This window comes from Facklamia sp. P12950 (assembly GCF_050409465.1).
Classification (GTDB): Bacteria; Bacillota; Bacilli; order Lactobacillales; family Aerococcaceae; genus Facklamia.
Genome location: NZ_JBNUPK010000001.1, coordinates 100,718 through 125,337, shown reverse-complemented (window position 1 = coordinate 125,337; position 24,620 = coordinate 100,718). Strand labels below are relative to the sequence as shown.

Genomic DNA, 24,620 nt, shown 5'->3' with positions numbered 1-24,620 from the left:
GCGATTTACGCTAGCATATTTTTCTGAAAAAGGTTAAATTACAAGTAAGGCTGTGCTATAATGCACTAAGTAAAAATAAGTATCTGGATTGGGGTTGATTTTATGTCATTTACAAGTTTAAAAGGTTTAATTGATGAAGCTAATGAAAGAAAACTAACCATTTCTCAAGTAATGATTCAAAATGAAATGGAATTACGAGGAATTACTGAGGAAGAAATGTTAGTTGCTATGGAAGAACAGTTTGATGTCATGGTCAATTCAGTAAGAAAAGGTACTTTGGAGTCTGTTATGAGTCATACAGGTGTGACTGGTGGAGATGGTCATCGTGTCTTTGAATATACCCAAAAGGATGACTCTTTAATCGATTCCTTCACATTAAGAGTTGTCGCAAATGCGATGGCAGTCAATGAAGTGAATGCTTCAATGGGAAGAATTGTTGCGACCCCTACGGCAGGTTCTGCCGGTATTTTACCTGCTTGTTTAGTTCATATGCTTGATACTGGAAATTTTGAAAAGGAACAATTAGTCCGTGCGATGTTTACCGCTTCTGCTTTAGGCTTAGTTATTGCTAACCGTGCTTCTATTTCCGGCGCCCAAGGAGGTTGCCAAGCCGAAGTGGGTTCTGCCACTTCTATGGCAGCTGGGGCCCTAGTTGAATTGAAAGGTGGAACACCTGAGCAAGTTGGTAATGCAGTGGGATTAGCACTTAAAAACTCACTCGGACTTGTTTGCGATCCTGTTGCAGGTTTAGTAGAAATCCCTTGTATCATTCGGAATGGACTTCATGCACTGACTGCAATGGCTGCTGCTGATATGGCATTAGCTGATGTGGTATCCATTATTCCTTCGGATGAAGTTATTGACGCTATGGATGCTATTGGTAATGAACTCCCTGAATCATTAAGAGAAACAGGCATTGGTGGTGTAGCGGGTACTCCTACTGCCCGTCGTATCAAAGAACAGGTCTTTGGTAATTCAGATGAATTAGTAGCTGATGTTGAGGTTGAGTTATCTGGAACAGGTGAAAAGATTTTAGAGGATGGAGTTAGCGCGTCTTACCAATCTGGTTTCGAAATTATTGGTCCAGTAATGGTCGGTCCTTCATCTTCTCATACTGCCGGTGCCGTTCGCCTCGGTAATGTTGCTCGTCAACTTCTAGGAGAAGAACCTGAGGAAGTCGTATTCACCCTAATGGATTCTTTTGCTAAAACTTATCAAGGTCATGGCACTGACCTAGCATTAATAGCCGGCGTTTTAGGCTATACGACTCGTGATTCAGAAATAGCTGATATACGTGATATTGCTGAAGAACGTGGATTAAAGATTAATTTCCTCGAGCGTAATCTAGGAAACTATCACCCTAATACTGCTCGTATTCATATCTTCGGTCCAAATAACCACGTCACCATCATTGGCTCATCAGTAGGTGGTGGAAAAATCGAAATCAACAAATATGATGAATATGATGTTCGCTTTTCTGGCGAACGCCCTACTTTAATTATCCGTCATAAAGATAAAATTGGAACAATCGGTCGCCTTTCAACCTTCCTACAAGATCATGATATAAACATCTCATACATGACACACCAAAGAGCTAAAATTAATGGCCCCGCTATTACTATCTTTGAAATGGACCAAGAGCTTAACCAAGAAGATACAGATGAGCTTCTTCTTCGCTTTAGCTTTATTGATGATTTAAAGGCTATCTATGTAAAATAAATTAAAACCTATTCCCAGTCATGGGGATAGGCTTTTCTCATAGTATTTTTACTCCTCGTCATTTCGTAATAAATGGCCATCTTCGTTCTTGACCAAAAAGTGAACAGTAGCAAAGACAATAAAGATAGCTATGGATCCTAATACCAAATCTTCCATTGTTTGCGCATAAATCAGCATTTTTCTAGCAATTACAAATAAGATCAGTTCTAAAACTGCTTTAGGAGAGTGAAAAAGCAACATAAAAATTAACTCAATTCCCACTAAAAGCAACAAAGCATAACCTAAAAAATTTTGAAAAACAGAATAGGTTTCTATAACATCTGCTTGTAAAACTAAATAACCGTATTTAAATAAGTCAATCATTCCTACAGCGACACTTAAAGTAATAGCTATAACTATTACCATTTCAAGTAAACGAGAATATTCTTCGAGAGTCTGTTTTAATCTATCAATATTAAATTTCATTTTTTCGCTCCCTATATAATCTTTAATCTGAACGCTTAGCCATCAATACCACGTTCAATTGCTTTTTTATATGAATCAACAATCTTCTCTTCTTGTTTAATTAACTGTCCTAAAGTTAAAGTTAATTGTTGAGAGTTCTCTAAACTATCTAATTGATCCTTCTGATAATCAATGTCTCGCCAGACTAATTCATGTTCCAACTTTTTCCCTATTACGTTTAACTTCTCAATAATTTGATGCTTGAGCCGTTTTTTCCGTCTACTCTCTTGTGATTCTATTTGAGGTAGGAGTTGATAAATTGTCTCGAGTGGAATTTTTCTTTGCATATGTCCGTGCTTGACGATACAATATTCTTTACTAAAAGGACTGATTCCAGGATAGATTCCATGAATTTGATAAATACCATCGTATAAATGATACGTTCCCTTTTTAAACTCAGGAAGAAATACTCTTTTCAGTCGATAGACTGGATCTTCTCCCACAATCTCAGCTATCCACATTTTTTCATCACTATTTGGGCTTAAAGTTAGTTTTTGGGCTTTAAATTCTTCGTTCAAATCGATTACCTTTCAATTCAAATAAATCTTTCATAAATTCAGGAATTTGCTTTATTAATCTGGATGGTAACACAATAAATTCTTTTTGATTAATTTGATTAGCAATCGCTGTGTGCATATAAGCAGCTATCAATACAGCACCCAAAGGGGATGAAGACTGTCCCATCAATCCAGATATCATACCAGCTAAGGTATCGCCCATTCCCCCTATTGCCATGCCTGCATTGCCCGGGATATTGCTATAAGATAAGCCGGAAGGCTGATAAATCTCAGTTTGATGCGATTTTAATACGAGGATAGCTTGATATGAATCTGAAAATTCCTGAGGATCATTGATATTGTTCGCTTCTTGCATTTTTAGCCATTCACCCAAGTGAGGGGTAAAGATTAATTGGCCTTTACAAGAAAATGGACCTTCTTTCGCCCACAGGCTAATGGCGTCTCCATCAAGAATTAACACTTGATTAGGTTGGATACTTGATAGCGTTTCACTTAATATCTCAATACTTTCTTGACTCCTACCAAGGCCCGGACCAATTAACACGTGATTTGCTTTAGAAATCCACTGTTTCCTCAAATTTTGATCTGCCCAATTCCCAACCATCATCTCTGGAGTATGCAAATGACAAACATTTATATTAGTCTTTGCAGTTAGCAAACTCGTTAAGCCCGAACCAACATGAACACAGGCGCTAGCAGCTAATATTGCAGCCCCCGCCATCTGTTCATTACCTGCTATAATCAAACTATGTCCGTAGTTCCCTTTGTAACTATCAAATGGACGAGGATCTATAAGTGATCTTATTTTAGTCAAGCTTAATTCAATCATCGTTTTCCTCATTTCCTTGAATATAGTATTATATTAAGCTGAAATCTAATAACAAGCAAGTCAAAATAATACGCTTACAAAGTAAAAACGATGAGGCTAGGAATTTCTCATCATTTTTTATTTTTTTTTAATCAATAACAAGAATTGAAATACCTACTGACTGAGGTCCGGCATGTACTCCTAAAACGGGAGTTAATTCAGTCACAATGGATGTTTCAGCATTAGCAATTTCTTCAGCCAAATCTTTTTGTAATTGAGAGATTTCTTCGTTATTATTGCCGGCAAAAAGAGCGATTTTGTAGCGTTTAGCTCCTTGCAATTTTTCTTTAGCTGCTGCTAAAAGGGTTGCATAAGATCTTTTCTTCCCTCTTGCCTTATTAATGATTTCAATTTCACCGTTATGAATAGTTAATAATGGATTAATATTAAAGAAAGCACCAATCATACCAGCATACTTATTAAACCTCCCACCCTTAATAACATATTTCAACGTTCTAAACAGAGCGTAAATACCAGCTTTATTTTCCACTCTTTCTAATTCAGCTAAAATTTCCTCAGCTGACTTACCATCTTCTCTGAGTTCAGCAGCATAGATTGAAAGTAAACCAGTGATTGAAGCAATATAATTGGATTCATAAATGAAAATTTCTAAGTTTTTATACTGTTCTTTAACTACTTCATATAATTGACGCATACCGGTTAATTTTAAAGATGCTGTAATTACTACTGCTTGAGTATAACCCTTCTCTACTAAACGATCCAAAAGATCTATAATTTCTTGGATAGGCGGAATACCAGTCGATAAGACGTCATGATGTTGCATCTGTTCGTAGAATTCCCTAGAATCAATATCAATCAAGTCACGATAGTGTTTATCTCCCATTTGCAACATATAGTGAATGATTTCAATACCGTAATGTTCAGCAAGATCTGCCTTTAAGTCTTGTGAAGTATCTGCAATAATAGCTAATTTATTCATTATAATCTCCTATCTGGTCATAACCACCTGATTCAATAATCAATTCGGCTAGTAATTTAGTAGCAAATGCATGTGATACTGCATTAATACCTTCGGTTTTTTTACTTATTTCAATTCCTTCAACAACAAAGGGACGATTTTGACCTACCGTTTTAAAAACACGTTGAACAGCATTGTTAATTGACTCTGAAAACAAATCAAACCCTTCTTCGATCGTTACCCTCTTCGTTTGGAGTTCAATGCCCCTTCGAACGGTTTCAATAGGCAAAATACGTTTATAGATAGCAATAATTAAAAGAAAGGCTATCTGTTGACGTCCATACTTCCTACCCTTGATTTTAGGGATGACACCCCATTTAGAATAATTTTGAATCATCGTGGAAGTCATTGCTACTTCGTCATTCATGATTGGGCCCAAACAATCTTGAATATATTCAACCACTTCTTGGTTGAACATGGACTGTTTAGGTAATTCATCCCATGAAGGACAATGGAAAGCTAATATCTTCTCAATTTTTATCGTCACTTAGCACCCCTTTTATCTAGTTATCACCACTATATGTTACCATCTAAATACATTCTGTCAAGCAAAAAAACATATTAAAAAAACTCGAGAAAATATCTCGAGTTTTTTATTCATCAAGTTGACCATTATGAAACACTTCAGACACATCGTCATCATCTTCTAGAGCATCAACAATGGTTGTCAGTACCTCATAATCTTTTTTTGATAGATTGACAAAAGTTTTGGGTATTAAGGTTAATTCAGCTGTATAAATCACTAGCCCTTCTTGCAACAATTTATCTCTTACCTTGGCTAATTCACTGGGATCCGTATAAATCTCAAAAACTTCTTCAGAACTTTCTAAGTCTTCGCCGCCCACTTCTAGAACAAGCATCAACATTTCATCTTCATCTAGATTGTTCTTTTCTCTTTCTAAAACAATATAGCCTTTGCGATCAAACAGGTAATTAACCGTTCCGGATTCTCCAATATTACCACCATTTTTATTATAAGCAATCCTGACATTGGTCATAGTTCGGTTACGATTATCAGTCAATGCTTCGGTCAAAATAGCTACCCCTTGAGGGCCAAAGCCCTCATATATCACTTCATCATAATTCTCTCCTTCAGAGGAGGTCGTCGCCTTTTTAATGGCTCGATCGACATTATCATTTGGCATATTATTGGCTTTAGCCTTGTCCATAGCTAAACGCAAAGCGGGATTAGTGTCCGGATCCCCTCCGCTCTGTTTAGCTGCCATATAAATTTCCCGTGATAATTTTTGGAAGAGTTTCCCTCTTTTAGCATCCTGGGCACCCTTACGATTTTTTATATTATTCCACTTAGAATGTCCTGCCAATGTTATCGACTCCTTTCACTTTTATAAATCTATTTCTAATAAGATGGGGGTATGATCTTGACGCTCGCCTGAATCGATCATTTCAGATCTTTGAACTTTATCAGCGATTCGATCACTCACTAAGAAATAATCAATTCTCCAGCCTGAATTATTCTGTTTACTTGTTCGAACCCTTTGGGCCCACCAAGTATAAACGCCTTCTACTGGACCATGTAAATGACGAAAAGTATCCGTGAAACCTTTGTTTAAAAGATTAGTAAATCCTTGACGCTCTTCATCTGTAAAGCCTGCAGAAAAGTGATTTCTGTCTGGATGAGCCAAGTCAATTTCTTTATGAGCTACATTAAAATCACCTGTCGCAATCACAGGCTTTACTTGGTCTAAACATACTAAATAATCAGCATACTTTTCATCCCAAATCTGACGATCCTCTAGTCTCTTTAACTCGCTTCCAGCATTTGGAGTATATACATTAGTAAGGTAAAAATCAGCAAATTCCAATGTCATTATTCTACCTTCATAATCCATTGGATGAGGACAAGAAATTTCTGGATAAGAAACTTCAGCTTTCAAGTCTTTCTTATACATAAACATCGTTCCAGCATATCCCTTACGAGCTGGTTCTTGAGAAGAACGCCAAGCTATTTGATAATTAGGGAATAGTTCCTCTATAACCTTTTTATGTTTTTTGGTTGGTCCCTTAGCAGATAACTTAGTCTCTTGAATAGCTATTACATCTGCTTGCAAAGCGTTGAGTTTAATCAAAACTTCTCGAGACAGGATGGCTCGATTAGAATCACTGGTCAATGCAGCGTTTAGTGAATCAATATTCCAAGATATAATTTTCATTTCATTCTCCTTTTTAAATATTAGCCTCTTTATTTTATCATATTTAGCCTTGCTTCTCGAATGGTCTATAAATCTCTCAACTGTTTCAACTCATAGTGTTTACGATAGAATGCTAGTATTAAAATAATTAATGAACCTAACCAAGCCATCGGATTAGATAAGACCGTTCCAGAAAATCCAATCATAGGAGTTAATACAAAAGCGGCAATAACCCTCATGACTAATTCCGCAATACCAGCTAATCCAACTCCTGCTAAAGCATTTAAACCAATACTTCGCCCCACTATAAAAGTGTCTACCATATTGTAAAATAATTGGAATAAATTCCCCATTATTAAAGGAATCGAAAAACGAATAATCTTTTTAATGGAGGATCCGGTTGTCATATCATTCAATGGCCTACCTCCTAAGTTTAAATACCTACTCAGTATAGGAAAAACTAAAGATTGCTTCAATGAAATGAAAACACATTCTTTAGTAAAAAAAGCCGAACATTTAAATTTAACAAAAGATTATATATTTTTATGCTCTTCCGAAAGACAACTATCTTTGTTACAATCATTTCATCAATTTGAGGAGGAATTCAATGGAAGCCATTCGCAATTATTTTAAGTTTTCTGAGAACAATACGGACCTAGGAACAGAGATACAAGCAGGAATCACTACCTTTCTTGCTATGTCTTATATCATGTTCGTCAATCCAGCCATTTTGTCACAAGCAGGTATGCCGGCACAAGGAGTATTTCTAGCTACTATTTTTGCTGCTGCTATTTCAACTTTATTCATTGGAATATTTGCTAATGTTCCTTACGCCTTAGCTCCCGGGATGGGATTAAATGCATTCTTTACCTATACGGTTGTTTTTGCCTTAGGATTCACTTGGCAAGAGGCACTATCCATGGTATTCATTTGTGGAATCTTGAACGTTTTAATCACTATCACTAAAATTCGTAAATTATTAATCGTTTCAATTCCTGCATTTTTACAACATGCTATTTCTGCTGGTATCGGTATTTTCATCGGCTATATCGGTTTAAAAAATGCTGGTCTTTTACAATTCACCTCAGGTGCCGGGAATATTATCTCTGTCAATAATGGAGATCCTATGGCGGAAACAATCTCTGGTGGAGTATTCAGCGTTGTAACTGATGGTGGTATTGTCCCAGAATTGGTTAATTTCACCCAACCAGGTGCCTTAATTGCAGTTGTTGGTATAATTGTCACCATTATCCTAATGATGAGAAAGTCTAAAGGAGCCATTTTAATTGGTATCGCTGTTACAACTGTATTAGCTTTCCTAACCAATGTGGTTGACTTAGGACAAGTTTCATTCGCCGATAATTCTCTCTCTTCTGCTTTTGCTGACCTTGGGCAAATTTTTGGCGTAATTTTCACCAGTGCAGGAATCCCTTCTCTATTTGGCGATCTTACTCGCTTACCAATTGTTTTAATGACAATCTTTGCTTTTTCACTTTCTGATGTTTTTGATACAATTGGTACCTTTATTGGTACTGGTTTACGCTCAGGTATCTTTTCAAAAGCCGATCAATTAGCTTTAGAATCCGGTTCAGGATTCACTTCTAAGATGGATAAAGCCTTGTTCGGCGACTCAGTAGGGACAATTTTTGGAGCAATTCTAGGTACTTCCAATACTACAACCTTTGTCGAGTCATCTGCTGGGATTGGAGCTGGAGGTCGTACAGGCTTTACTTCAGTGGTAACAGCGCTTTGCTTTGTTCTTTCTGCTTTCTTATCGCCAATCATCTCTTTAATTCCTGCACAAGCAACAGCACCAGCCTTGATTATTGTCGGGATTTTGATGGTTAGCTCTCTATCCGATATTGACTGGTCGAATTTTGAAGATGCTGTGCCGGCATTCTTCGCATCTGTTTTTATGGGTTTAACCTACTCCATTTCCAACGGAATTGCAGCAGGATTCATTCTCTATGGAATCATTAAAACAGCTAAAGGACAAACTAAAGAAGTTCATCCAATTATTTGGGTATCGATTGTTCTCTTTATCATCAACTTCATCGTGCTAGCTATTATTTAAGAATAATACTTAAAACACCTGCTTTCTTTTTAAAAAAAGCAGGTGTTTTTATTTAATCTTCTTGATTGATAATGCGGTAGTATGACCGAGAAGTTAGATGGTAGAAAATCAGATAGAATAGAATAAATCCCGATAGGACCATACTGAAGCTAAACAAATAATCATTAAAATTATTAACACCTAATAAACCTAACAGTTTGAATATAATTTGACTCGCAAACAGATTATGAACAACTGCAATGATTAAAGGTAAGAAGAAAAACCAAAGTACTTGAGAGCGGATGGTTTTCTTAATTAATTGTAAAGGTAAGCCCACTTGTTTCATAATTTGATAATTCTTTTTATCTGCATAACCTTCTGATATTTGCTTGAAGTAAAGCATCAAGATCATTCCTATTATCAGTACACTTGAAACGATAAGACCGATAAATAATAAGCCACCATTAAGCTGATAGAGCAACTCCTTTTTATAGGCCTTACTCTCCATGAAAAAGCCTTGCTCATCAACCAGTTTTTGAACTGTTTTTTCAAACTGAGGCTCTTTCAAATCAAAATATAAAGAGCTTACAGTGGATAATTCTATATCGGACTTATCTAATAAATACCTTTGCATCGCTTGTAACTCTGCTAAAGAATTGACACCAAAATACAGTGCATCAACACCAATGGTATAAGGAATAATTTCACCTTTACCAATATAGACCGCGCGTTCTAATCCATCTTTCCAATAAATTTTTTCCCAATGTGATACATCCTTTAAATTAGAAGCAAGAACCCACTGATCTTCTGGAACAGATTCATCGGGATATCTAGCTAGATAATCTGCCTTTAACCCGAGAATAACAAAGCTATGCTCTCCTTCTTCCACTTTTTGCTTTTGACCAGGCTCTAACAAAGGATAAATATGATCTTCTTTAATCAAGATAGCCTCCATCGCATTTGTCTCAATTAAATTGTTCGAAATCAAATCAGTTGATTGAAGTTCTGCTTGAAAATTTCGTAACAATTCTAATTGTTCCTCTGTTGTTTTTTCATAAGCTTGAGAAGGAGCAAAAGTTATTTCATACTCTCTTGGCATGGAACCTTCAGCAGCTGCTTCCATATTGCGATAGGTGGTTAAGGTCATTGCCAAGACCATCATAATACCAGTGGCTAAAATGGTTATCGAGGCTAATGATGTGGCATTTTTACTTATTCTCTGCAACATGCCTGAAGTACTTAAGAAATGAGTGGGTTGATAATAATAGCGCTTATTTTTTTGCATCAATTTCAACACAAACACCATAAAAGCTATGAAAAAAGAATATGTTCCGATCATCACTAAGAAAATAGCGATAAAAATCATAGACAGTGAATCTAAAACACCTTGAGTAGTAAGAGCAATATAATAGCCAGTCGCTAAGGTGATTAAACATATCGCCAAAATAATCCAGCGGTTCTTAACTCGCCCTTGTCCCTTACGGCTATCCTTCATCAAATCCAGCGACTGTAAACGATGAATTTTTAAGATGGATAAGAGATAGATAATAGCGTAAGTTCCCACCATCAATACTAAGGTTTCTAGGGCCGCTTTAGGATCAAAAGGATAATCCATAAATCCGGCTCCGGTATCCTTCATTAAACGATTAAATAAGACAAACAAAAAATTACCACTTAAATAACCTATTAAAACACTAAATAAAGCATTAACTAAGAGGACAATCGTAAATTGAATGAACGAAATACGACCTACATGCTTTTTGGCTAATCCTAGAATGGAATAGAGACCAAATTCTTGCGTTAACTTTTTTCGTATAAAGCTAGAAGCGTACAAAACAATAATAATATTCAAAAGAGTCGCAAAGAAAACACCAATCATCAATATAGAATTTAAACTGGCTGACCGTTCGATAATATATTGATTGCCAGTGAGCGATAAAATAATATATTCTAAAGCAAACAGAATAATGGAAGCAAGACTGAAAGGTAAAAAAAGTTCTTTGTTCGACTTCATTGATTTTATAGCTGACTTACGGATAACAGTCGACATACTTAGCATTTTGCTTCCCTCCGTCCATTCAACATCGCTAAGGCGTCAGCAATCGCATCTTGAAAATCAAGTGATGATTGTTGGCCTCGATATATTTCATGATAAATGACGCCATCTTTGATAAACAAAACTCGGTTAGCAGAAGACGCTGCCTTTATCGAGTGAGTGACCATCAAAATCGTATTACTTGCTTGATTTAATTTTACAAAAATTTGCATAATCTGTTCAGAAGTCTTTGAATCTAAGGCCCCAGTGGGTTCATCAGCTAGAATAATATCCGGTTGATTGATTAGAGCACGAGAAATTGCAATCCGTTGCGCTTGGCCTCCTGATATTTCATAGGGATATTTATCTAATGGTGCCTCTACCCCCACCAAACTAGCTACCCTTTTAAGTTGTTCTTCCATTTCAACCACTGATTTCTGTGATAAAACCATTGGTAAGAGGATATTGTCTCGGTTGGTAAATCCATCTAATAAATTAAAATCTTGAAAAACAAACCCTAGCTTCTCACGGCGAAAACTGGCAATTTGCTCTTCTTTAAGCCCCGACAAATCAAAATCATTTATCAAGACACGACCGGCAGTCGGTTGATCAAAAGTCGCTAAAATATTCAGTAAAGTTGATTTCCCCGACCCTGACTCTCCCATAATAGCTACATATTCCCCTTCATTAATAGCAAAATTAACATCTCTTAAGGCGATAGTCTTATTGCCTCTCCCACTGTATATTTTTTCAACATGTTCTACACTTAATAACATAAACTAGTCCCCCCTCTATTTCTTAAATCAAGTCTATAGGAATATTTAATTATCGGCCTTTATCAAAACTTACAAATTGTAAAAGAACCTTACATTTTTGTAAGGTTAACTCATCTCTTGATTAAATTGTATGATAAAACGGCTTCCTTCACCCTTTTTTGACTGAACACTTACGGCTTGGTTGAGACGCTTACTAATTAACTGCACCATGTATAAACCAATACCAGAAGATTGCTCGTTCAGTAAACCATTATGGCCCGAATAACCCTTATCAAAAATCTTAGGTAAGTCTTGAGAATGAATACCTCTTCCATCATCTTCAATGACCAAGTCATAACTAGCTTGTCTCCATTTAATCCATATATTCCCTTTGGGGCTGTATTTTAAAGCATTGGATAAGATTTGTTCGATCATAATCTGACACAGATTAGCCTCCGTTAAAATTGCTTGATCGATCGGTTGATAGTGTAAAGTAATCTCCTGATTGATGAACTGATGGCGGTAACGTTTTAAGAGCGGTTGGATAATCTCATTCAATTGAACCCGGCTAAAGACCATGTCTCTTTTAGGGTTAGTTACTTTAAGATAATTTAAAGCTAAATTAGAATAAGATTCAATTTTGACTAACTCTTGATTAAGTAGCCCTTTCGACGGATCATCGCTTTCTTCTAAGAGCATTTTACTTGCCGCAATCGGTGTTTTAATTTGATGGACCCATAATAAGAAATAGTCTTCCAAATCTTTCTCCCTATTTAATTGAATATTCTTCTCAACAAGTGAACTCTCCAATAAAGTTTGAAATTTTACTTGGTAACTTACTTCCATTTGAAAATAAAACCATTGCCTCCCTAAATATAAGACTAAAATAAGCACAATCAGTAAAGAAGGGATGAGGTAATGCATCCAGTTTAGATGAAATAAGTAAAAAACAAGAGCAAAAAGAGCTAAGATAAAGAGAACAAATAATATCAGACCGCGATATTCATTAATGAAAGCTTTCATTTTTTGCCTCTTTCTTTAAAAGACAATAACCGACTCCTTTTTTAGTACCAATTACCGGCCCACGATTAAATGCTATCAATTTTTTTCTTAAGCGTGAAATATTGACCGCTAATGTATTATCATCAATAAATTGGTTTTCTTGCCAGCAGGCATCAAGTATTTCATCCCTTCTTGCATAATTCCCCTTTTTCTTAAATAAGACTGCTAATATTTGGTATTCAGTGGCGGTTAAGTCAATAATTTCTTCTTGGTATCCAAGGCTTAAAGCTTGTGTATTTAAAGTCATCCCATCAAAACTAAGATTAAGACTGTTATCTGGTTGATAGTTATAACTTCTTCTTAAAAGAGCCTGGATTTTTGCAACAATCAGCTGACGATCAATTGGCTTGACTAGATAATCATCTCCCCCCATCTGTAAGGCTACTAGCTGGTCCATACTTTCAGATAAAGAAGAAATAAAAATAATTGGAATTTGTGATTGAGCCCGCAACTGACTACACCAATAATAGCCATTTTGATAAGGTAAATTAATATCTAAGAGGACCAGATGGGCTTGCCAAGAGAGGCATTCTTCGACAACATTTTCAAAGTCTAGACACTTTCTAACTTCAAACCGATGCTTAATTAGTGTATTCGCTAAACCCTCAGCAATAATCGGGTCATCTTCAACGATAAATACTCGCATACCCTTCTTCCTTTCTAAAATTGATCACGCGCTTTTCTTAATTGGATGAAATCTTTCAAGCTTTCAGCTTGTAGGAACAGATTAATTTCCTTTTCAACAGCTAAACTAGTCGGGAGGCTCGGTAAGCCTTTGGACCTTAAAACTTTGACAGCTTGTTGCTGGTTCATTAAGTTTTGGTTGTCAGGTTCGATGGTTAAAGCAAAGGCCAAGTTGGTTAAAGTGTATTCGTGTCCAGCATAAAGTTGCGTTTCATCAGGCAAGTCTTTTATTTTTTGAAGACTGTCATATTGCGCTTGATAATCATTAGTAAATACACGCCCACAACCCGCTGAGAATAAAACATCACCACAGAAAAGATGCTTCCCCAGTAAATATGACACATGCTCAGCACTGTGCCCTGGTGTTTTAAGCACCTCAAACTCTAAACCACTTATCTCCAACCGGTCACTCCCTTTGACCACTTGATTAACTCTTTCTTCAACTTCAATCGGTCCGTAAACGGTCACCGCATGCTTTTGACTGGCTAACAATTCGCTCAATCCACCGACGTGGTCCTCATGAAAATGCGTTAAGAGAATCGCTTTGACTTTTAAGCCTAATGTTTTTAAGTAATTTATTAAAGGTTCACTTTCTCCTGGGTCCACGACAATAACTTCATCTTCTTTTTCAATTACCCAAATATAATTATCTTCTAAAGCAGGAATTGCTTTTATTTGCATCAGTCTCATCCTTTCTAAACTTTTTCGTAATTTAATAACCAAATCTTCCTATCAGTCCCTGCACTATAAGCAGTCAAAGCATTTGTTGCTGAGATCACTCGATGACAAAAAATGAGCAACAAAATAGGATTGGCTCCCACTGCCCCTCCTACTGCTTGAGCAGATACCTTTTGCTTAGTTTCGGCTTCAATAGTTTTCGCTATCTCTTTATAAGTCATTGTCTTTCCGTAAGGAATTTTCTTTAATATTCGCCAAACGTTTTGCCAAAAACAGTCTGGTTCATTGGATTGAGAGGAAAAAATAATGGCAGAGTTAGTTTGTCCGCGGAAATAGCTTTCTAACCAATTGATATAGGGTTTAAATTCAGGTCTCGACCAGGAAATAAAGTGCACATTGTCCGGTAAATTTTCTTCCACCCTTCCTTTGTTCTTGAACCATCGGCCAATGAGCGCTTCTTGGTCTACTAAAAGTTGTAATCGTCCAATCGGACTATCATAAATCGTAGAGATCAACAAAACTCCCCTGATCTTTCATTCAATTTATCCTAACAAATTAACATCTACAAATGAATAAAAACCGAATCTTAATTGAAGATACTGACATCCTTTAAACCTTCTAAGTTAACTCGGTAAGTCAATCCAATAACGATTTACCCTTACACCCTTTTCTATTCTTTGGTCTTCCAATACACCCTTCCACTTTTTAATGGTCGCTTGAGAGGCTTTATTACTGGCTCTACAAGTAATTAGAATGCGTTCATTTCCTAGTTCATGGGCTTTCTTCAAGGCCTCACCTAGCATCCAACTTGCTACACCTTTAAACCGATAGTCTGGATGAACCACATAACCAATCTGACCCCCAGAATGAAGTAAATAGTCATTCAGATGAGGACGTAAATTAATGGCACCGATCATTGTTCCTTTTTCATCAAGACATAGCCATTGAATCACGGGTACTCTACCGACAGGTAGTTCCTTCCCTTGAGACCAATTCTTCATTAAATTAATCCACTGGTCTAATTTTCCATGATATCGGTGAAGACTAGAAGTCCCAGCAATCCATTGATCAGATTCAGGATAACTGTCTAAAAATGCTTCAATTCTATCTATATCTTTTAAATCAGGTTGTTTTAAAAACATTTGATTATCGTTCCTTTTCTTATAAATGTTAATAGCTTATTGCTTTCAAGAATGGTATAGTTATTTTAAGGCAAAATTTAAGGAGTGATCTTTTGAAAGACATTGTATCCATACTCTTGACTATCGCTTTAATCGCTGGTAGTAGTTATCATTTTTATAAAAGAAGTCGCAATCTTTTTGTAGAAGTAACTCAAAGCTACTGGATTTGGACTCAATTAATAACCATCGGTTTGTTAGTTTGGATTGGTTTTCAATTTGCAACTAGTAGGTGGCATTATTTATTGATTGCTTCAGCCATTCTTTATTTTATCTCGGGCCCATTAGCTAGAGGTATCTCAAAAAATGATTTTTCTATTTTCAGAGGAACTTTATCCGTAATGATTCCAATTTCTTTTGCAAAGGTCGATCGTGTTGTTTTAACTAGAGATCTTAAAAAAAACCGTATCAATTTATTAGGAAAAGCCAATAAGCAGTATTTTGCCCAATCTTTTCCTTTAAATGATGAAGGCAAACTAATCGCCCATTTAAAAGAAGCAAATATTGAAGTAGATGTTCAAGATGTTACACGTCCTTAAAGTAAAGTCAGACAATCATTGTCTGGCTTTTTGGAAGCTTAATTATAAATAATCTTTAGATTTTAACCAAAACACAACAACGATACTGATTATTAAGCTTAATAGAATTGTCATAAAAAATCCCGCTTCGCTATTTGCAAACGGAAGTGGTACATTCATTCCCCACAGTCCTCCAATAATTGTCGGAATCGTAAGAATAATCGTAATCGAGGTCAAAACTTTCATTACATTATTCAAATTATTGGAAATTACATTCGAGAATAGATCACTTAATTGACCGGTGATTCGCATCCCTTCATTAACCATTGATTCGGCCTGATACGACTCAATCAAGACATCATGCATTAAAGACTTCAAAGCAGGCACAGACTGAAATCTTTCATCCTGACTAATTTTTTCCAGAATTATTCGATTATTATGCACGGCTGTTTTTATATATGCCAAGCTTTTATCAAGTCTCATAAGACGGTAAAGTTCTTTATTTTGAGAAGAATACTCAATATCTTTTTGCATGTCTTCAATTTCTTCATGCACCCAAGCTAAAACTTTAATGGTTTCGTTTTGAATTTTCCAAAAAACTTTCATTATCATCTCTTCATAGCTTAATTGAATATTTCGATCAAATTGTTTAAAAAGATCTGAAAAATACTGAGGATCTTCATTGAGACTCACAAAAAGCTGGTCTTCCACTTTTACTAGCGAAATAGCTCGTGTCTTGTATTCGCATTCTTCCAAATTATTAGATTGTGGTAGTAGGTACTGTAAAACGACTAGGTAAGTCGAATGCCCTTTGATATTAACCCCATCTTCTATACGCGCTATTTCAAAAGGATCGTTGACGCTTGTAAGGTAGTCGTTAGGAATTTTTAACTTTCCACAGATATTCTCCAACTCTTGCTCGGCTAACCCTTGAAATAATTGCCAATGAACATCTTTCACCATCTATTCAGTCTCCTTTAAATTGTTTAGAAATTTCATTTACTTGGTTTAAATTGCTCAAGAATGCTCTTTTTTATATTCAAACTATTTAATCGTTGACCCCACTTTATTATAAGTGAATTTTCACTTCAAATACTATTATATCACTCGCTAAATGTATAACCTTCAATTAACAAGCACTTGTCAAAAAAAATAAGATGCCCTAGAATAAAAAAGGAGGTTTTTTATGAAAAACACTTATACTTCAATCAAAACGCTCTTGCTCTGCGCCCTTACCGGATTAATAACTGGCTGTGTAATAGCAGCTTTTAATCTTCTTATCAATCATCTTGCAAATTTTTCATACTCCTTATTATCACTCTCGCATCAAAATATAACAAATCTTATTATTTATGCTTTGTTTATGCTAGGTCAGGGATTTTTTACCGCCTTTAGCTTAAAAATGGAACCAGCTATCGGAGGGTCAGGTGTCCCACGAATAAATGGCCTTCTTCACAAGCATTTAAATCAAAATGGGCTCACCGTTTTAATTTACAAATTTTTTGGTGGAATTGCTGCTATTGGCTCCGGCTTAACTCTAGGAAGAGGAGGCCCATCTATTCAAATCGGCTCTACTATCGGGCAAGTTGTGAGTAAGTTTTTTCATAGCGATTCTTCTATCAGTCGTTACCTAATAGCTGGTGCAGCAGGAGGAGGAATGGCGGCTACTTTCAATGCACCTTTATCAGGGCTATCTTTTATCTTAGAAGGTTTATTCTATAAAACAAGTAGGCAATTATTTATTTATGCCGGTATAATCGTGCTGCTTGCTAATCAAACAGCTAATAGCATTTTAGGAAATCAACCTTCTATTATTCTGCTTAGACAAGCAGAACTTCCAGATAATTTATTGATAACTTGTCTTGGTTTAGGGCTTATTACGGGTCTTTCTGGTGTATTGTTTAATTGGATAATAATCCAGGGAAAAGGTCTTTCACAGGTTTTAGCAATTCCTCAATGGCTAAAATCAATCCTACCTTTTATATTAACCGCTATTATACTCTATTTTGACCGTAATTTATTTGGTTCTGGAGCTAATTTAATAAGTTTCCCAATCGGCGCGAACCCTAATCCTAACTACCTATCTTATTTATATTCAATGAAGATATTATTATTAGCATTCGCTTTTTGTTCAGGCATGCCCGGTGGTATCTTTTTTCCATTATTATCTATTGGAGCTATATTAGGTAATCTCTATGGCAGTTTATTGTACAATTTAGGATTGATTCCCTCTGACCTTATCATCTATCTTTCTTTATTTGCAATGAGTGGACATTTTGCTGCAATTGTCAGAGCACCCCTTTCTGGTATTTTTTTAATTCTTGAAATGACAGGTGTTTCTCTCCCATGGTTATTTCCTATCACCTTGGTTACTTATCTTAGCTACTTAGTCGCTGAGTTACTAGCAAGTCCTCCCATTTGTGAAAGCCTACTTGATCTGATATTACTTAATCAAACTCACTTCAATCATACAAAAAAGTCTGTTCCTCAATAAAGAGAAAACAGACTTTTTATATTACATGGTACATTTAAGGGGACCCCACTATGTTTGCTCAGTTTAAACGAACTATTCGTTTTAATGGATTAGTGATACTCTTTCCACAATAAATAAACTAAGGCAACAAAGAAGAGTAAGCCTGATACCTGCCATATAACATAGTTCATAATTGAAGCAATAACTAATTTACCAAAATCTTTACCTAGAGGGTAAAATCCTAAAAATTGGGTATCTGTGGTTGACCTCAAACGTTCTTTTAAAATATAAATAATTAACATAATAGCTAGTGGAAATAGAATGAAATTACTTAAAGCATCAAAGCCATTAATAGCAAAATAAATAAAAGAAGCAACAAAATTATAAATCCAAAAATTCTTTTCAACACTTTGCACATATATATTTAGTGGGATCATATTCATCTTCCTTTCTATGGTTTAATTATACTATTTTAAGTTTTCAAGCTAATCAGACTTAGGACCTAAAAGAAAAAGAAGCCATTATTTTTTTTAATTCAACCACTCCTTGCGACTTTGCCAACTATAGTTGCTAGATAAGCAACTAAGTCTTTTGATAAAATTAAGGAAAGTTTAAATAGGAGGAATTTATTATGACTATTGGTGAGCGTATTCAAACTTTAAGGAAGAAGCAAGGCTTGTCTCAAGAAGAACTGGCAAATAAAATTGATGTCTCGCGACAAGCTGTTTCTAAATGGGAAAGTAATCAAAGTAATCCAGATCTCAAAAACATTGTAGCTTTGAGTGAAGTTTTTAAAACTTCAACAGGCTCCATCCTAAAAGATAGTCTAGGCGATTTTCAAGCTTTTCAAAGTAACAATCCACTCTTTATTCTAGCCTTTGCCTTAACTTTTTTCATTTTAGTTGGCGTTTGGGCTTATTCAGCGAACCGTTTTCGTGAGGATGAGATCTTTTGGATGGCTTTCTTGTCTGCTATAGCTGGGGGAAGTTTAGGGTATATTGTACAAGTCATTTTACACAAGAATCGTAAAAATCAATAGAAAGACAACATTTAAGAAAAATCTTTAATGTTATCTTTCTTAATGAAACTCGCTTTAAAAATCTTTTTTGCTATAAGATCGAGCAGCTAATATGTAAGAAAGACTGAGTGATAGAATGATATAAACAGACAATGGCATGAGTAGTTCTTGAAAAGAAAATTGATTGGAAAAATTGGTAAATGGAGCAAATAATGGTTCATTTAGAGTTCCTTCACTTTTAGCTAAAAAAAAGAAAAAATAGAAAGACATTAAACTACATATTTGGTAAAAAAATTTACCAATAACATAATATGCAAAGTATGAAAATGAGATCGAACCTATTGAATAAGTAAAGGCAATTAAAACTTCATTAGGAGAGTAGGCCTTGAATTCGGGTAAAAGATAATTTGGTAAAATAAAACTAATAAAAAATAGCGTCCCCATCAAAATAGTGTAAACATATTTAGCTAAGACGATTTTTTCAGCCTCAATAGGTAAACTATTTAAAAGCACTCCCGATTTCTTAAAATTTTCCTTTTCATTCATAATTAGTGGGTACCAAACTGTCAAAACAACGGGACAAATGATTGGAATTTGAAATGAATCGGATAGAACACATCCCACAAAAAATATAGCCATAAAAATCAGTAAATTTTTTTTAGAATTTAAAATAAATTCTTTATGGATTAAAGCCTTCATACTATCTCCTTTCATCAAATAAATTAACCATTATCTCTTCAAGATTAGCCGGATCGATAATCATTTGTTCTCCAAATAATTCTTTAAATAGCTCATAGTTTGACGAAAGGCCCTCAAATCCGACTGATGTTTCTCGGCAATTAATTAATTGGCTCCTGAGCTCGTCGTCTAAAATTTCTTTAGGTCCCTTCACTAACCTGTATTGGTTGAGGAGATAATCTTTTTCTTTATTAATAATCAGTTCTCCATAATGAATCATTGCAATATGATCAGCTATTTTTTCTATATCTGTCATAATATGACTTGAGAAAAAAACAGACTTTTCAGAGTCTTGGATATAGTCAAACAAAATATCTAAAACTCTATTTCTTACGATAGGATCCAGCCCAGAAGTTGGCTCATCAAGAATAATCAACATAGGATCATGTGATAAGGCAATGGCTAAAGAAAGCGCTACTTTCATACCCGTTGAGAGTTCTTCTATTTTTTTAGCTTTTGATAATCCAAATGATTGGGTGTAAGACCAGTAGGTTTCCCAATCCCATTTTTTATAAAAAGGGGCGATCATTTTTCCCGTTTCTTCGACTGTTAAGTGATCATAGAAATAATTTTCCGCATAAACAAAGCCTATCTCTTCCTTAATGGCTACCACATGCTTTTTAAGATCCTTACCAAAAACTTTAATCGATCCACTTTCTGCTTTCATAAGTCCCATAATTAATTTTATGATCGTGGTTTTTCCAGATCCATTCGGTCCCACAAAACCAGTCACATAACCTTTACGAATCTTTAAATCTAAGTTGTTAATTGAGAAATCAGTAAATGTTTTTGATACTTGATTCATTTCAATCACAAATTCTCCCATTATTTACCCTCCTTATAGATCCTTTCCACCAATACTTTTATTTCTTCCAAACTGAGGTCAATCATCGCACTTTCTTCAATCAGATTTTTAATTAATGCTTCCATTCTTTTTAAGTATTTCCTTCTAATGAAATCATGGTCTTGCTCAGCTATATAGGTACCTTTCCCGACCACTGAAGTTACATAACCTTCTCTTTCAAGGTCTTCATAAGCTCTTTTGGTCGTTATTACACTGACTTTTAAGTCTTTTGCTAAGCCCCTTACCGAAGGAAGTAAGTCTCCTTCTTCCACATCCCCATTTAAAATGGCTTGGATAATCTGTTCTTTTATCTGTTCATAAATAGGCTTGGGATTTAACTTAGATATTAAAATGTTCATTGATTCACCTCACCTTAGTTGTTGTGTATATATACAGTATATACACAACGGTTGTTTTTGACAAGTTTTTTCCATAAAAAAAGCCTCCATTCTTATAATAAAGAATTGGAGACTTAGACTTTTATTTCATATAGGTTACTAACTGATACTCGTCTGTTCTAAATAAACCATTTTTCTTATAAAAACTTTGTGTTTTATCAGTATCGTCAGTCATCAATATAATTTGCCGCACCGCTTGGTATTCTTTTAATATCTTCTGCAATAACTGACTACCAATACCTTGTCCTTGATAATCTTCAAGTACTAAAATATCTTGAATATAGATAATGATTAGCCCATCCCCTACTACACGTGCTAGGCCAATTAGTTGATCACCCTCCCAAGCTGTCCAAACTTTTAAGCTGTTTTGGATAGCTTTTTCTAAAAGCTCTGGTTCTTTAGTATAGGCTGTCCAACGAACATTTTCATAAAGAGCTAAAATTTGCTCAAATGGAAGCAGTCCATCTTCTCTAATTTCAATATCGTTCATTAAAATCCTTCCTTACTTTATAAACTTAAAAAATCGGCTTAGTTTAACGACGAAAAATAATCATCACAAAACTGATTCCATTGGACTTGATATTCATCATGTGTCAAAACTTTTAAGTCATAAGGTGATAATATGTCACGAGCTATTGCCTCTTTGACAAAATATTCCAAACCCTCATCAGCAGCTGTTTCATAAACTTGAATCGTTTTAAAGCCATTTTCTACAGCATAAGCCAAACGGCTATGCCCGTCTAAAGAGACCCATCTCTTGTTCATTTTTGTAACTGGTATGATGATATCTGTCTGTTTTCTGATAAAAGATGAAATAGCCTGCAATTTGTCCTTATCTACATAGAACTGCGAAGGCTGAATGTGATCCAGTTCCAAATAAAAAAGTTTAACCGGTTGAAATTGTTTAATTATTTGATTGTTTTTATCGAGAAAAGTATCTATATGTTCAGCATAAAAACGAAAAGCTTCAATTAAAGCTGGAAAATGATTGGCCTCTTTTCCTAGCACTCGGGCCGTATGTCCATTGATAATATGGACACTATAGGGCTGGTTATCAATCAAAAAGGCTCCGTGCTGACTTAAGACTTCCTCATTAAAGCGGTCATCTAGATAATGATTGACCCGTTTAACTTCCAATATACCCCTCCTATAAAATATCCAAATAAAATTGATTCCCAATATCTAAGCCTTTTTCAGTAAACCAAATACGCTCATGGTCATAATCAATCAAGCCTAACTTTTTATGTTTGGCCAAGATTTCCTGGTACTTGTCAATAAAGTCAATATTAAATCGCTGGTTAATCGCTGTGAATTCAAAACCTTCCAACAGGCGCATATTCAACATGATGAACTCTTTTTCGCGATCTTCTAAAGAAAGTTCTTCACTCATTTGGATAGGATATTTTCCTTGATCAATCATGCCGTAGTAATCAGCAAAACGTCGATGGTTAACATACCGTACTAAGTCCATATTTGAAGAAGCGCCTAATCCAAGTCCCAGGTAATTTTCTAATTGCCAATACTTCTTATTATGACGACTTTCAACCTCTCCCTTAGCAAAATTCGAAATTTCATATTGGTGGAAGCCATGCTTAGATAGTTCTGATTGGATATAATGGTACATTTCTCTTTCAATTTCATCGTCTAAAACGCGCATCTGTCCAGTTAACACCCAACGCTGAAAAGGTGTGTTCTCTTTAATCATTAGGGAGTAATAAGAAATATGATTAAGCGGTAATTGCATAGCTAATTCTATGTCCCTTTTTAAAACATCCATGTCCTGTTTAGGGTTAGCAAACATCAAATCAATTCCCAATTTCTTAACACCTAAGTCTTTTAATAAAGCAATCTTTTGATAGACTGTTTCACGATCATGTAAACGCCCCATCATTCTTAAGGTTGCATCATCAAAGGACTGGACTCCCATAGAAAAGCGATTAAACCCATATTTTAAATAGGTTTTTACTTTTTCTTCCGTGACAGATTCGGGATTCATTTCAATCGAAATCTCACAATCTGAAAGAATCACAAAATGACTCTGGATGGCTTCCATAATCTTAACCATCTGTTCAGCTTCTAAATAAGAAGGTGTTCCACCACCAAAATAAATTGTGTCTAATTGATAGTTTCCACTATAAAGAGCCATTTCTTTAATTAAGTAGGTAACGTATTCATCCATTCTCTCTTCCATATCCACAAAGGTTAAAAAGTCGCAATAATGGCATTTCTTTTGACAGAAAGGGATATGTATATAGAGTCCAATTGTTTCTTGCATAGCTTCTCCCACCTTTAATTCTCTCATTCTACTATAACGAGTTTGATTTAAATTTAATAGTACTTATTCTTAAAAAAGAGAAGACGATTGCCTTCCCAAATACTCTACCAATGAAGAGTCACTTGATGTTCCATTTCAATTGAAGCATCCCCAAACAAATCGAGCAACCAACGGCCATAATCATTGAGTTGGTCCAAAATTAAACGCGCACGGTATATTTCAATCTCTAAAGGACGGCTATCTCCTAGGACATCCCATAAAGCATCTAAATTATGACCCGTGTAGTGGGGCAAATTTAATCGATCAATCAAATAGCAATAAGTCGTCTCCTTGTCTGTAAAGGCTTGGCCATCTAATATAATTTTCATACTCTTCATCCTTTCAATAAAGCTGCTTAAAACTATCATAATGATCGTCAGTGTAATAAATCAGCCCATCATTAGAATACACGATTCGTTCAGATCCACGATGGTGACTGTACCCTGCTTGAATATCAGCTTCATAGTATTGCCTTCCTTTTTTCTTAGGTAATTTACCCTCTCGATTGCCAAAACGATTGCCACCAATCACATAAATCGGATCAGCAGTTGACCAGTTTTGCTTAGTTGCCTCTTCCTTAGTTATATAATTAGCTGGCAATCGATTATATTGATGAATATAGGCAGCGACTTGTTCTAGATTATAATAAAACGCTTCTTCTTGAACGACCTCGCTCGTATTTTCTTGGTTAAGCCATGGATCTGTTTCAACTTTTAATTCTGTAAAACCCTCTCGGCTTGTTTTACTGGAATCACTTGCTAACTGTTCACTGACTGGTTCTTCAGTGAATTCTTGCAAAAACTCTTCAACTTGTAAGCAGCCACTTAAAGAGATGGCTAGAAAAAGTATTAATAAGCTTAATAAATAGTTACATTTCGTTTTCATGCATTCCTCCAAAAATATTTCAGCAACATATTGATACTAGCATACTTTTCGCATATTTATTCTTTTTATTTAAGAGTTAAAGTTTTTTAATTATCGGTAGATTCTGGATTACTTTCAGCAAACACCACCACATAGATCTTGATTTTTGCAAGACAGGATATATTTGCTACTCATATCCAATTACCATATAAAAAACGGTCGAGTATAAATACTCAACCGCATTTTATTCTCCCTATAATATAATCT

At 35.4% G+C, this 24,620-nt stretch carries 30 protein-coding genes and 1 pseudogene; 6 read left to right on the top strand and 25 right to left on the bottom strand.

Going from position 1 to position 24,620, the window contains the following annotated elements:
* Positions 1 to 102 precede the first annotated feature (102 nt).
* Positions 103 to 972: pseudogene (gene sdaAA / locus ACQV2Q_RS00720) on the top strand (L-serine ammonia-lyase, iron-sulfur-dependent, subunit alpha); the annotation flags it as partial.
* Complete coding sequence (sdaAB, locus tag ACQV2Q_RS00715) at positions 952 to 1,719, top strand: L-serine ammonia-lyase, iron-sulfur-dependent subunit beta (protein ID WP_428873007.1); 768 nt, start codon at positions 952 to 954, stop codon at positions 1,717 to 1,719. The pseudogene sdaAA and the gene sdaAB, both read left to right, overlap by 21 nt.
* 48 nt (positions 1,720 to 1,767) lie before the next feature.
* On the opposite strand, the gene ACQV2Q_RS00710 is transcribed toward sdaAB, so the two are convergent.
* From ACQV2Q_RS00710 to ACQV2Q_RS00675, 8 genes are all read right to left on the bottom strand, one after another.
* Positions 1,768 to 2,184, bottom strand: coding sequence for a hypothetical protein (locus ACQV2Q_RS00710; RefSeq protein WP_428872761.1), 417 nt, complete (start codon positions 2,182 to 2,184; stop codon positions 1,768 to 1,770).
* A gap of 35 nt (positions 2,185 to 2,219) precedes the next feature.
* Positions 2,220 to 2,741, bottom strand: coding sequence for a hypothetical protein (locus ACQV2Q_RS00705; RefSeq protein ID WP_428872760.1), 522 nt, complete (start codon positions 2,739 to 2,741; stop codon positions 2,220 to 2,222).
* On the bottom strand, positions 2,725 to 3,555 hold the full coding sequence (locus ACQV2Q_RS00700; RefSeq protein WP_428881675.1) for an NAD(P)H-hydrate dehydratase: 831 nt from the start codon (positions 3,553 to 3,555) through the stop codon (positions 2,725 to 2,727). The genes ACQV2Q_RS00705 and ACQV2Q_RS00700 overlap by 17 nt, the downstream gene beginning before the upstream one ends.
* A 142-nt stretch (positions 3,556 to 3,697) precedes the next feature.
* Positions 3,698 to 4,549, bottom strand: coding sequence for a DegV family protein (locus ACQV2Q_RS00695; RefSeq protein ID WP_428874896.1), 852 nt, complete (start codon positions 4,547 to 4,549; stop codon positions 3,698 to 3,700).
* A complete protein-coding gene (locus tag ACQV2Q_RS00690; protein WP_428872756.1) occupies positions 4,542 to 5,075 on the bottom strand; it encodes a DUF1836 domain-containing protein in 534 nt (177 codons plus the stop codon). The genes ACQV2Q_RS00695 and ACQV2Q_RS00690 overlap by 8 nt, the downstream gene beginning before the upstream one ends.
* Positions 5,076 to 5,181: 106 nt before the next feature.
* Positions 5,182 to 5,913, bottom strand: a complete 732-nt coding sequence (locus ACQV2Q_RS00685; protein ID WP_428872755.1) for a YebC/PmpR family DNA-binding transcriptional regulator — start codon at positions 5,911 to 5,913, stop codon at positions 5,182 to 5,184.
* 21 nt (positions 5,914 to 5,934) lie between these two features.
* Positions 5,935 to 6,762: an exodeoxyribonuclease III gene (locus tag ACQV2Q_RS00680; RefSeq protein WP_428872754.1), complete on the bottom strand. Its 828-nt coding sequence runs from the start codon at positions 6,760 to 6,762 to the stop codon at positions 5,935 to 5,937.
* Between the two features lie 65 nt (positions 6,763 to 6,827).
* Complete coding sequence (locus ACQV2Q_RS00675) at positions 6,828 to 7,157, bottom strand: hypothetical protein (RefSeq protein ID WP_428872753.1); 330 nt, start codon at positions 7,155 to 7,157, stop codon at positions 6,828 to 6,830.
* 191 nt (positions 7,158 to 7,348) lie between these two features.
* On the opposite strand from ACQV2Q_RS00675, the gene ACQV2Q_RS00670 reads away from it, so the two are divergent.
* Positions 7,349 to 8,815, top strand: a complete 1,467-nt coding sequence (locus tag ACQV2Q_RS00670; RefSeq protein WP_428872752.1) for an NCS2 family permease — start codon at positions 7,349 to 7,351, stop codon at positions 8,813 to 8,815.
* A 52-nt stretch (positions 8,816 to 8,867) separates the two neighbouring features.
* Here ACQV2Q_RS00670 and ACQV2Q_RS00665 read toward each other — a convergent pair whose 3' ends face one another.
* The 7 genes from ACQV2Q_RS00665 to ACQV2Q_RS00635 all read right to left on the bottom strand — a co-directional run bounded on the left by ACQV2Q_RS00665 (position 8,868) and on the right by ACQV2Q_RS00635 (position 15,150).
* Positions 8,868 to 10,853 carry an FtsX-like permease family protein gene (locus ACQV2Q_RS00665; RefSeq protein ID WP_428881674.1) on the bottom strand — a complete coding sequence of 662 codons (1,986 nt, stop codon included), beginning with the start codon at positions 10,851 to 10,853 and terminating at the stop codon, positions 8,868 to 8,870.
* Positions 10,847 to 11,605 (bottom strand): ABC transporter ATP-binding protein, encoded by a 759-nt coding sequence (locus ACQV2Q_RS00660; protein ID WP_428881673.1) that lies wholly within the window; start codon positions 11,603 to 11,605, stop codon positions 10,847 to 10,849. Before ACQV2Q_RS00660 ends, ACQV2Q_RS00665 begins: the two co-directional genes overlap by 7 nt.
* A 105-nt stretch (positions 11,606 to 11,710) precedes the next feature.
* Positions 11,711 to 12,607, bottom strand: coding sequence for a sensor histidine kinase (locus tag ACQV2Q_RS00655; protein ID WP_428872749.1), 897 nt, complete (start codon positions 12,605 to 12,607; stop codon positions 11,711 to 11,713).
* Entirely contained in the window at positions 12,591 to 13,292 is a 702-nt protein-coding gene (locus tag ACQV2Q_RS00650) for a response regulator transcription factor (RefSeq protein ID WP_428881672.1), read from the bottom strand. The genes ACQV2Q_RS00655 and ACQV2Q_RS00650 overlap by 17 nt, the downstream gene beginning before the upstream one ends.
* A 14-nt stretch (positions 13,293 to 13,306) precedes the next feature.
* The gene (gloB, locus tag ACQV2Q_RS00645; protein WP_428872747.1) at positions 13,307 to 14,011 is read right to left on the bottom strand and encodes a hydroxyacylglutathione hydrolase; all 705 of its coding nucleotides are present in this window, start codon (positions 14,009 to 14,011) and stop codon (positions 13,307 to 13,309) included.
* 14 nt (positions 14,012 to 14,025) lie between these two features.
* Positions 14,026 to 14,523, bottom strand: a complete 498-nt coding sequence (locus ACQV2Q_RS00640; RefSeq protein WP_428874899.1) for a methylated-DNA--[protein]-cysteine S-methyltransferase — start codon at positions 14,521 to 14,523, stop codon at positions 14,026 to 14,028.
* A 108-nt stretch (positions 14,524 to 14,631) separates the two neighbouring features.
* The gene (locus ACQV2Q_RS00635) at positions 14,632 to 15,150 is read right to left on the bottom strand and encodes a GNAT family N-acetyltransferase (protein ID WP_428872745.1); all 519 of its coding nucleotides are present in this window, start codon (positions 15,148 to 15,150) and stop codon (positions 14,632 to 14,634) included.
* Positions 15,151 to 15,242: 92 nt separating this feature from the next.
* Here ACQV2Q_RS00635 and ACQV2Q_RS00630 point away from each other — a divergent pair, with 92 nt between their 5' ends.
* Positions 15,243 to 15,725, top strand: coding sequence for a hypothetical protein (locus ACQV2Q_RS00630; RefSeq protein WP_428872744.1), 483 nt, complete (start codon positions 15,243 to 15,245; stop codon positions 15,723 to 15,725).
* A 42-nt stretch (positions 15,726 to 15,767) separates the two neighbouring features.
* Here the strand turns inward: ACQV2Q_RS00630 and ACQV2Q_RS00625 are convergent, their stop codons facing one another.
* Positions 15,768 to 16,667 carry a magnesium transporter CorA family protein gene (locus ACQV2Q_RS00625; RefSeq protein WP_428874900.1) on the bottom strand — a complete coding sequence of 300 codons (900 nt, stop codon included), beginning with the start codon at positions 16,665 to 16,667 and terminating at the stop codon, positions 15,768 to 15,770.
* Positions 16,668 to 16,890: 223 nt separating this feature from the next.
* Here ACQV2Q_RS00625 and ACQV2Q_RS00620 point away from each other — a divergent pair, with 223 nt between their 5' ends.
* Entirely contained in the window at positions 16,891 to 18,198 is a 1,308-nt protein-coding gene (locus tag ACQV2Q_RS00620; protein ID WP_428881670.1) for a ClC family H(+)/Cl(-) exchange transporter, read from the top strand.
* Positions 18,199 to 18,287: 89 nt separating this feature from the next.
* Here ACQV2Q_RS00620 and ACQV2Q_RS00615 read toward each other — a convergent pair whose 3' ends face one another.
* On the bottom strand, positions 18,288 to 18,614 hold the full coding sequence (locus ACQV2Q_RS00615; RefSeq protein ID WP_428881668.1) for a hypothetical protein: 327 nt from the start codon (positions 18,612 to 18,614) through the stop codon (positions 18,288 to 18,290).
* Between the two features lie 194 nt (positions 18,615 to 18,808).
* On the opposite strand from ACQV2Q_RS00615, the gene ACQV2Q_RS00610 reads away from it, so the two are divergent.
* A complete protein-coding gene (locus tag ACQV2Q_RS00610) occupies positions 18,809 to 19,216 on the top strand; it encodes a helix-turn-helix domain-containing protein (protein ID WP_428874902.1) in 408 nt (135 codons plus the stop codon).
* Positions 19,217 to 19,270: 54 nt separating this feature from the next.
* On the opposite strand, the gene ACQV2Q_RS00605 is transcribed toward ACQV2Q_RS00610, so the two are convergent.
* The 8 genes from ACQV2Q_RS00605 to ACQV2Q_RS00570 all read right to left on the bottom strand — a co-directional run bounded on the left by ACQV2Q_RS00605 (position 19,271) and on the right by ACQV2Q_RS00570 (position 24,374).
* Positions 19,271 to 19,894 carry an ABC-2 transporter permease gene (locus ACQV2Q_RS00605; RefSeq protein ID WP_428872739.1) on the bottom strand — a complete coding sequence of 208 codons (624 nt, stop codon included), beginning with the start codon at positions 19,892 to 19,894 and terminating at the stop codon, positions 19,271 to 19,273.
* A 1-nt stretch (position 19,895) separates the two neighbouring features.
* Complete coding sequence (locus ACQV2Q_RS00600) at positions 19,896 to 20,759, bottom strand: ABC transporter ATP-binding protein (RefSeq protein ID WP_428881667.1); 864 nt, start codon at positions 20,757 to 20,759, stop codon at positions 19,896 to 19,898.
* Positions 20,759 to 21,136, bottom strand: coding sequence for a GntR family transcriptional regulator (locus ACQV2Q_RS00595; RefSeq protein WP_428872737.1), 378 nt, complete (start codon positions 21,134 to 21,136; stop codon positions 20,759 to 20,761). Before ACQV2Q_RS00595 ends, ACQV2Q_RS00600 begins: the two co-directional genes overlap by 1 nt.
* A gap of 121 nt (positions 21,137 to 21,257) precedes the next feature.
* On the bottom strand, positions 21,258 to 21,665 hold the full coding sequence (locus ACQV2Q_RS00590) for a GNAT family N-acetyltransferase (protein WP_428881666.1): 408 nt from the start codon (positions 21,663 to 21,665) through the stop codon (positions 21,258 to 21,260).
* 38 nt (positions 21,666 to 21,703) lie between these two features.
* A complete protein-coding gene (locus ACQV2Q_RS00585) occupies positions 21,704 to 22,312 on the bottom strand; it encodes a hypothetical protein (RefSeq protein WP_428874904.1) in 609 nt (202 codons plus the stop codon).
* Positions 22,313 to 22,322: 10 nt separating this feature from the next.
* Positions 22,323 to 23,450, bottom strand: coding sequence for a radical SAM family heme chaperone HemW (hemW, locus tag ACQV2Q_RS00580; protein WP_428881664.1), 1,128 nt, complete (start codon positions 23,448 to 23,450; stop codon positions 22,323 to 22,325).
* A 104-nt stretch (positions 23,451 to 23,554) separates the two neighbouring features.
* A complete protein-coding gene (locus ACQV2Q_RS00575) occupies positions 23,555 to 23,818 on the bottom strand; it encodes a barstar family protein (protein ID WP_428872727.1) in 264 nt (87 codons plus the stop codon).
* 13 nt (positions 23,819 to 23,831) lie between these two features.
* Positions 23,832 to 24,374, bottom strand: a complete 543-nt coding sequence (locus ACQV2Q_RS00570; protein WP_428872726.1) for a ribonuclease domain-containing protein — start codon at positions 24,372 to 24,374, stop codon at positions 23,832 to 23,834.
* Between the last annotated feature and the right edge of the window lie 246 nt (positions 24,375 to 24,620).

What these genes read in the sequence shown, in the direction of transcription:
- ACQV2Q_RS00710 (WP_428872761.1), bottom strand. Translation starts at nt 2,184, where the DNA reads ATGAAATTTAATATTGATAGATTAAAACAGACTCTCGAAGAATATTCT.
- ACQV2Q_RS00695 (WP_428874896.1), bottom strand. Translation starts at nt 4,549, where the DNA reads ATGAATAAATTAGCTATTATTGCAGATACTTCACAAGACTTAAAGGCA.
- ACQV2Q_RS00680 (WP_428872754.1), bottom strand. Translation starts at nt 6,762, where the DNA reads ATGAAAATTATATCTTGGAATATTGATTCACTAAACGCTGCATTGACC.
- ACQV2Q_RS00670 (WP_428872752.1), top strand. Translation starts at nt 7,349, where the DNA reads ATGGAAGCCATTCGCAATTATTTTAAGTTTTCTGAGAACAATACGGAC.
- ACQV2Q_RS00665 (WP_428881674.1), bottom strand. Translation starts at nt 10,853, where the DNA reads ATGCTAAGTATGTCGACTGTTATCCGTAAGTCAGCTATAAAATCAATG.
- ACQV2Q_RS00660 (WP_428881673.1), bottom strand. Translation starts at nt 11,605, where the DNA reads ATGTTATTAAGTGTAGAACATGTTGAAAAAATATACAGTGGGAGAGGC.
- ACQV2Q_RS00655 (WP_428872749.1), bottom strand. Translation starts at nt 12,607, where the DNA reads ATGAAAGCTTTCATTAATGAATATCGCGGTCTGATATTATTTGTTCTC.
- ACQV2Q_RS00650 (WP_428881672.1), bottom strand. Translation starts at nt 13,292, where the DNA reads ATGCGAGTATTTATCGTTGAAGATGACCCGATTATTGCTGAGGGTTTA.
- gloB (WP_428872747.1), bottom strand. Translation starts at nt 14,011, where the DNA reads ATGCAAATAAAAGCAATTCCTGCTTTAGAAGATAATTATATTTGGGTA.
- ACQV2Q_RS00635 (WP_428872745.1), bottom strand. Translation starts at nt 15,150, where the DNA reads ATGTTTTTAAAACAACCTGATTTAAAAGATATAGATAGAATTGAAGCA.
- ACQV2Q_RS00625 (WP_428874900.1), bottom strand. Translation starts at nt 16,667, where the DNA reads ATGGTGAAAGATGTTCATTGGCAATTATTTCAAGGGTTAGCCGAGCAA.
- ACQV2Q_RS00620 (WP_428881670.1), top strand. Translation starts at nt 16,891, where the DNA reads ATGAAAAACACTTATACTTCAATCAAAACGCTCTTGCTCTGCGCCCTT.
- ACQV2Q_RS00615 (WP_428881668.1), bottom strand. Translation starts at nt 18,614, where the DNA reads ATGATCCCACTAAATATATATGTGCAAAGTGTTGAAAAGAATTTTTGG.
- ACQV2Q_RS00610 (WP_428874902.1), top strand. Translation starts at nt 18,809, where the DNA reads ATGACTATTGGTGAGCGTATTCAAACTTTAAGGAAGAAGCAAGGCTTG.
- ACQV2Q_RS00605 (WP_428872739.1), bottom strand. Translation starts at nt 19,894, where the DNA reads ATGAAGGCTTTAATCCATAAAGAATTTATTTTAAATTCTAAAAAAAAT.
- ACQV2Q_RS00600 (WP_428881667.1), bottom strand. Translation starts at nt 20,759, where the DNA reads ATGGGAGAATTTGTGATTGAAATGAATCAAGTATCAAAAACATTTACT.
- ACQV2Q_RS00595 (WP_428872737.1), bottom strand. Translation starts at nt 21,136, where the DNA reads ATGAACATTTTAATATCTAAGTTAAATCCCAAGCCTATTTATGAACAG.
- ACQV2Q_RS00590 (WP_428881666.1), bottom strand. Translation starts at nt 21,665, where the DNA reads ATGAACGATATTGAAATTAGAGAAGATGGACTGCTTCCATTTGAGCAA.
- hemW (WP_428881664.1), bottom strand. Translation starts at nt 23,450, where the DNA reads ATGCAAGAAACAATTGGACTCTATATACATATCCCTTTCTGTCAAAAG.
- ACQV2Q_RS00575 (WP_428872727.1), bottom strand. Translation starts at nt 23,818, where the DNA reads ATGAAAATTATATTAGATGGCCAAGCCTTTACAGACAAGGAGACGACT.
- ACQV2Q_RS00570 (WP_428872726.1), bottom strand. Translation starts at nt 24,374, where the DNA reads ATGAAAACGAAATGTAACTATTTATTAAGCTTATTAATACTTTTTCTA.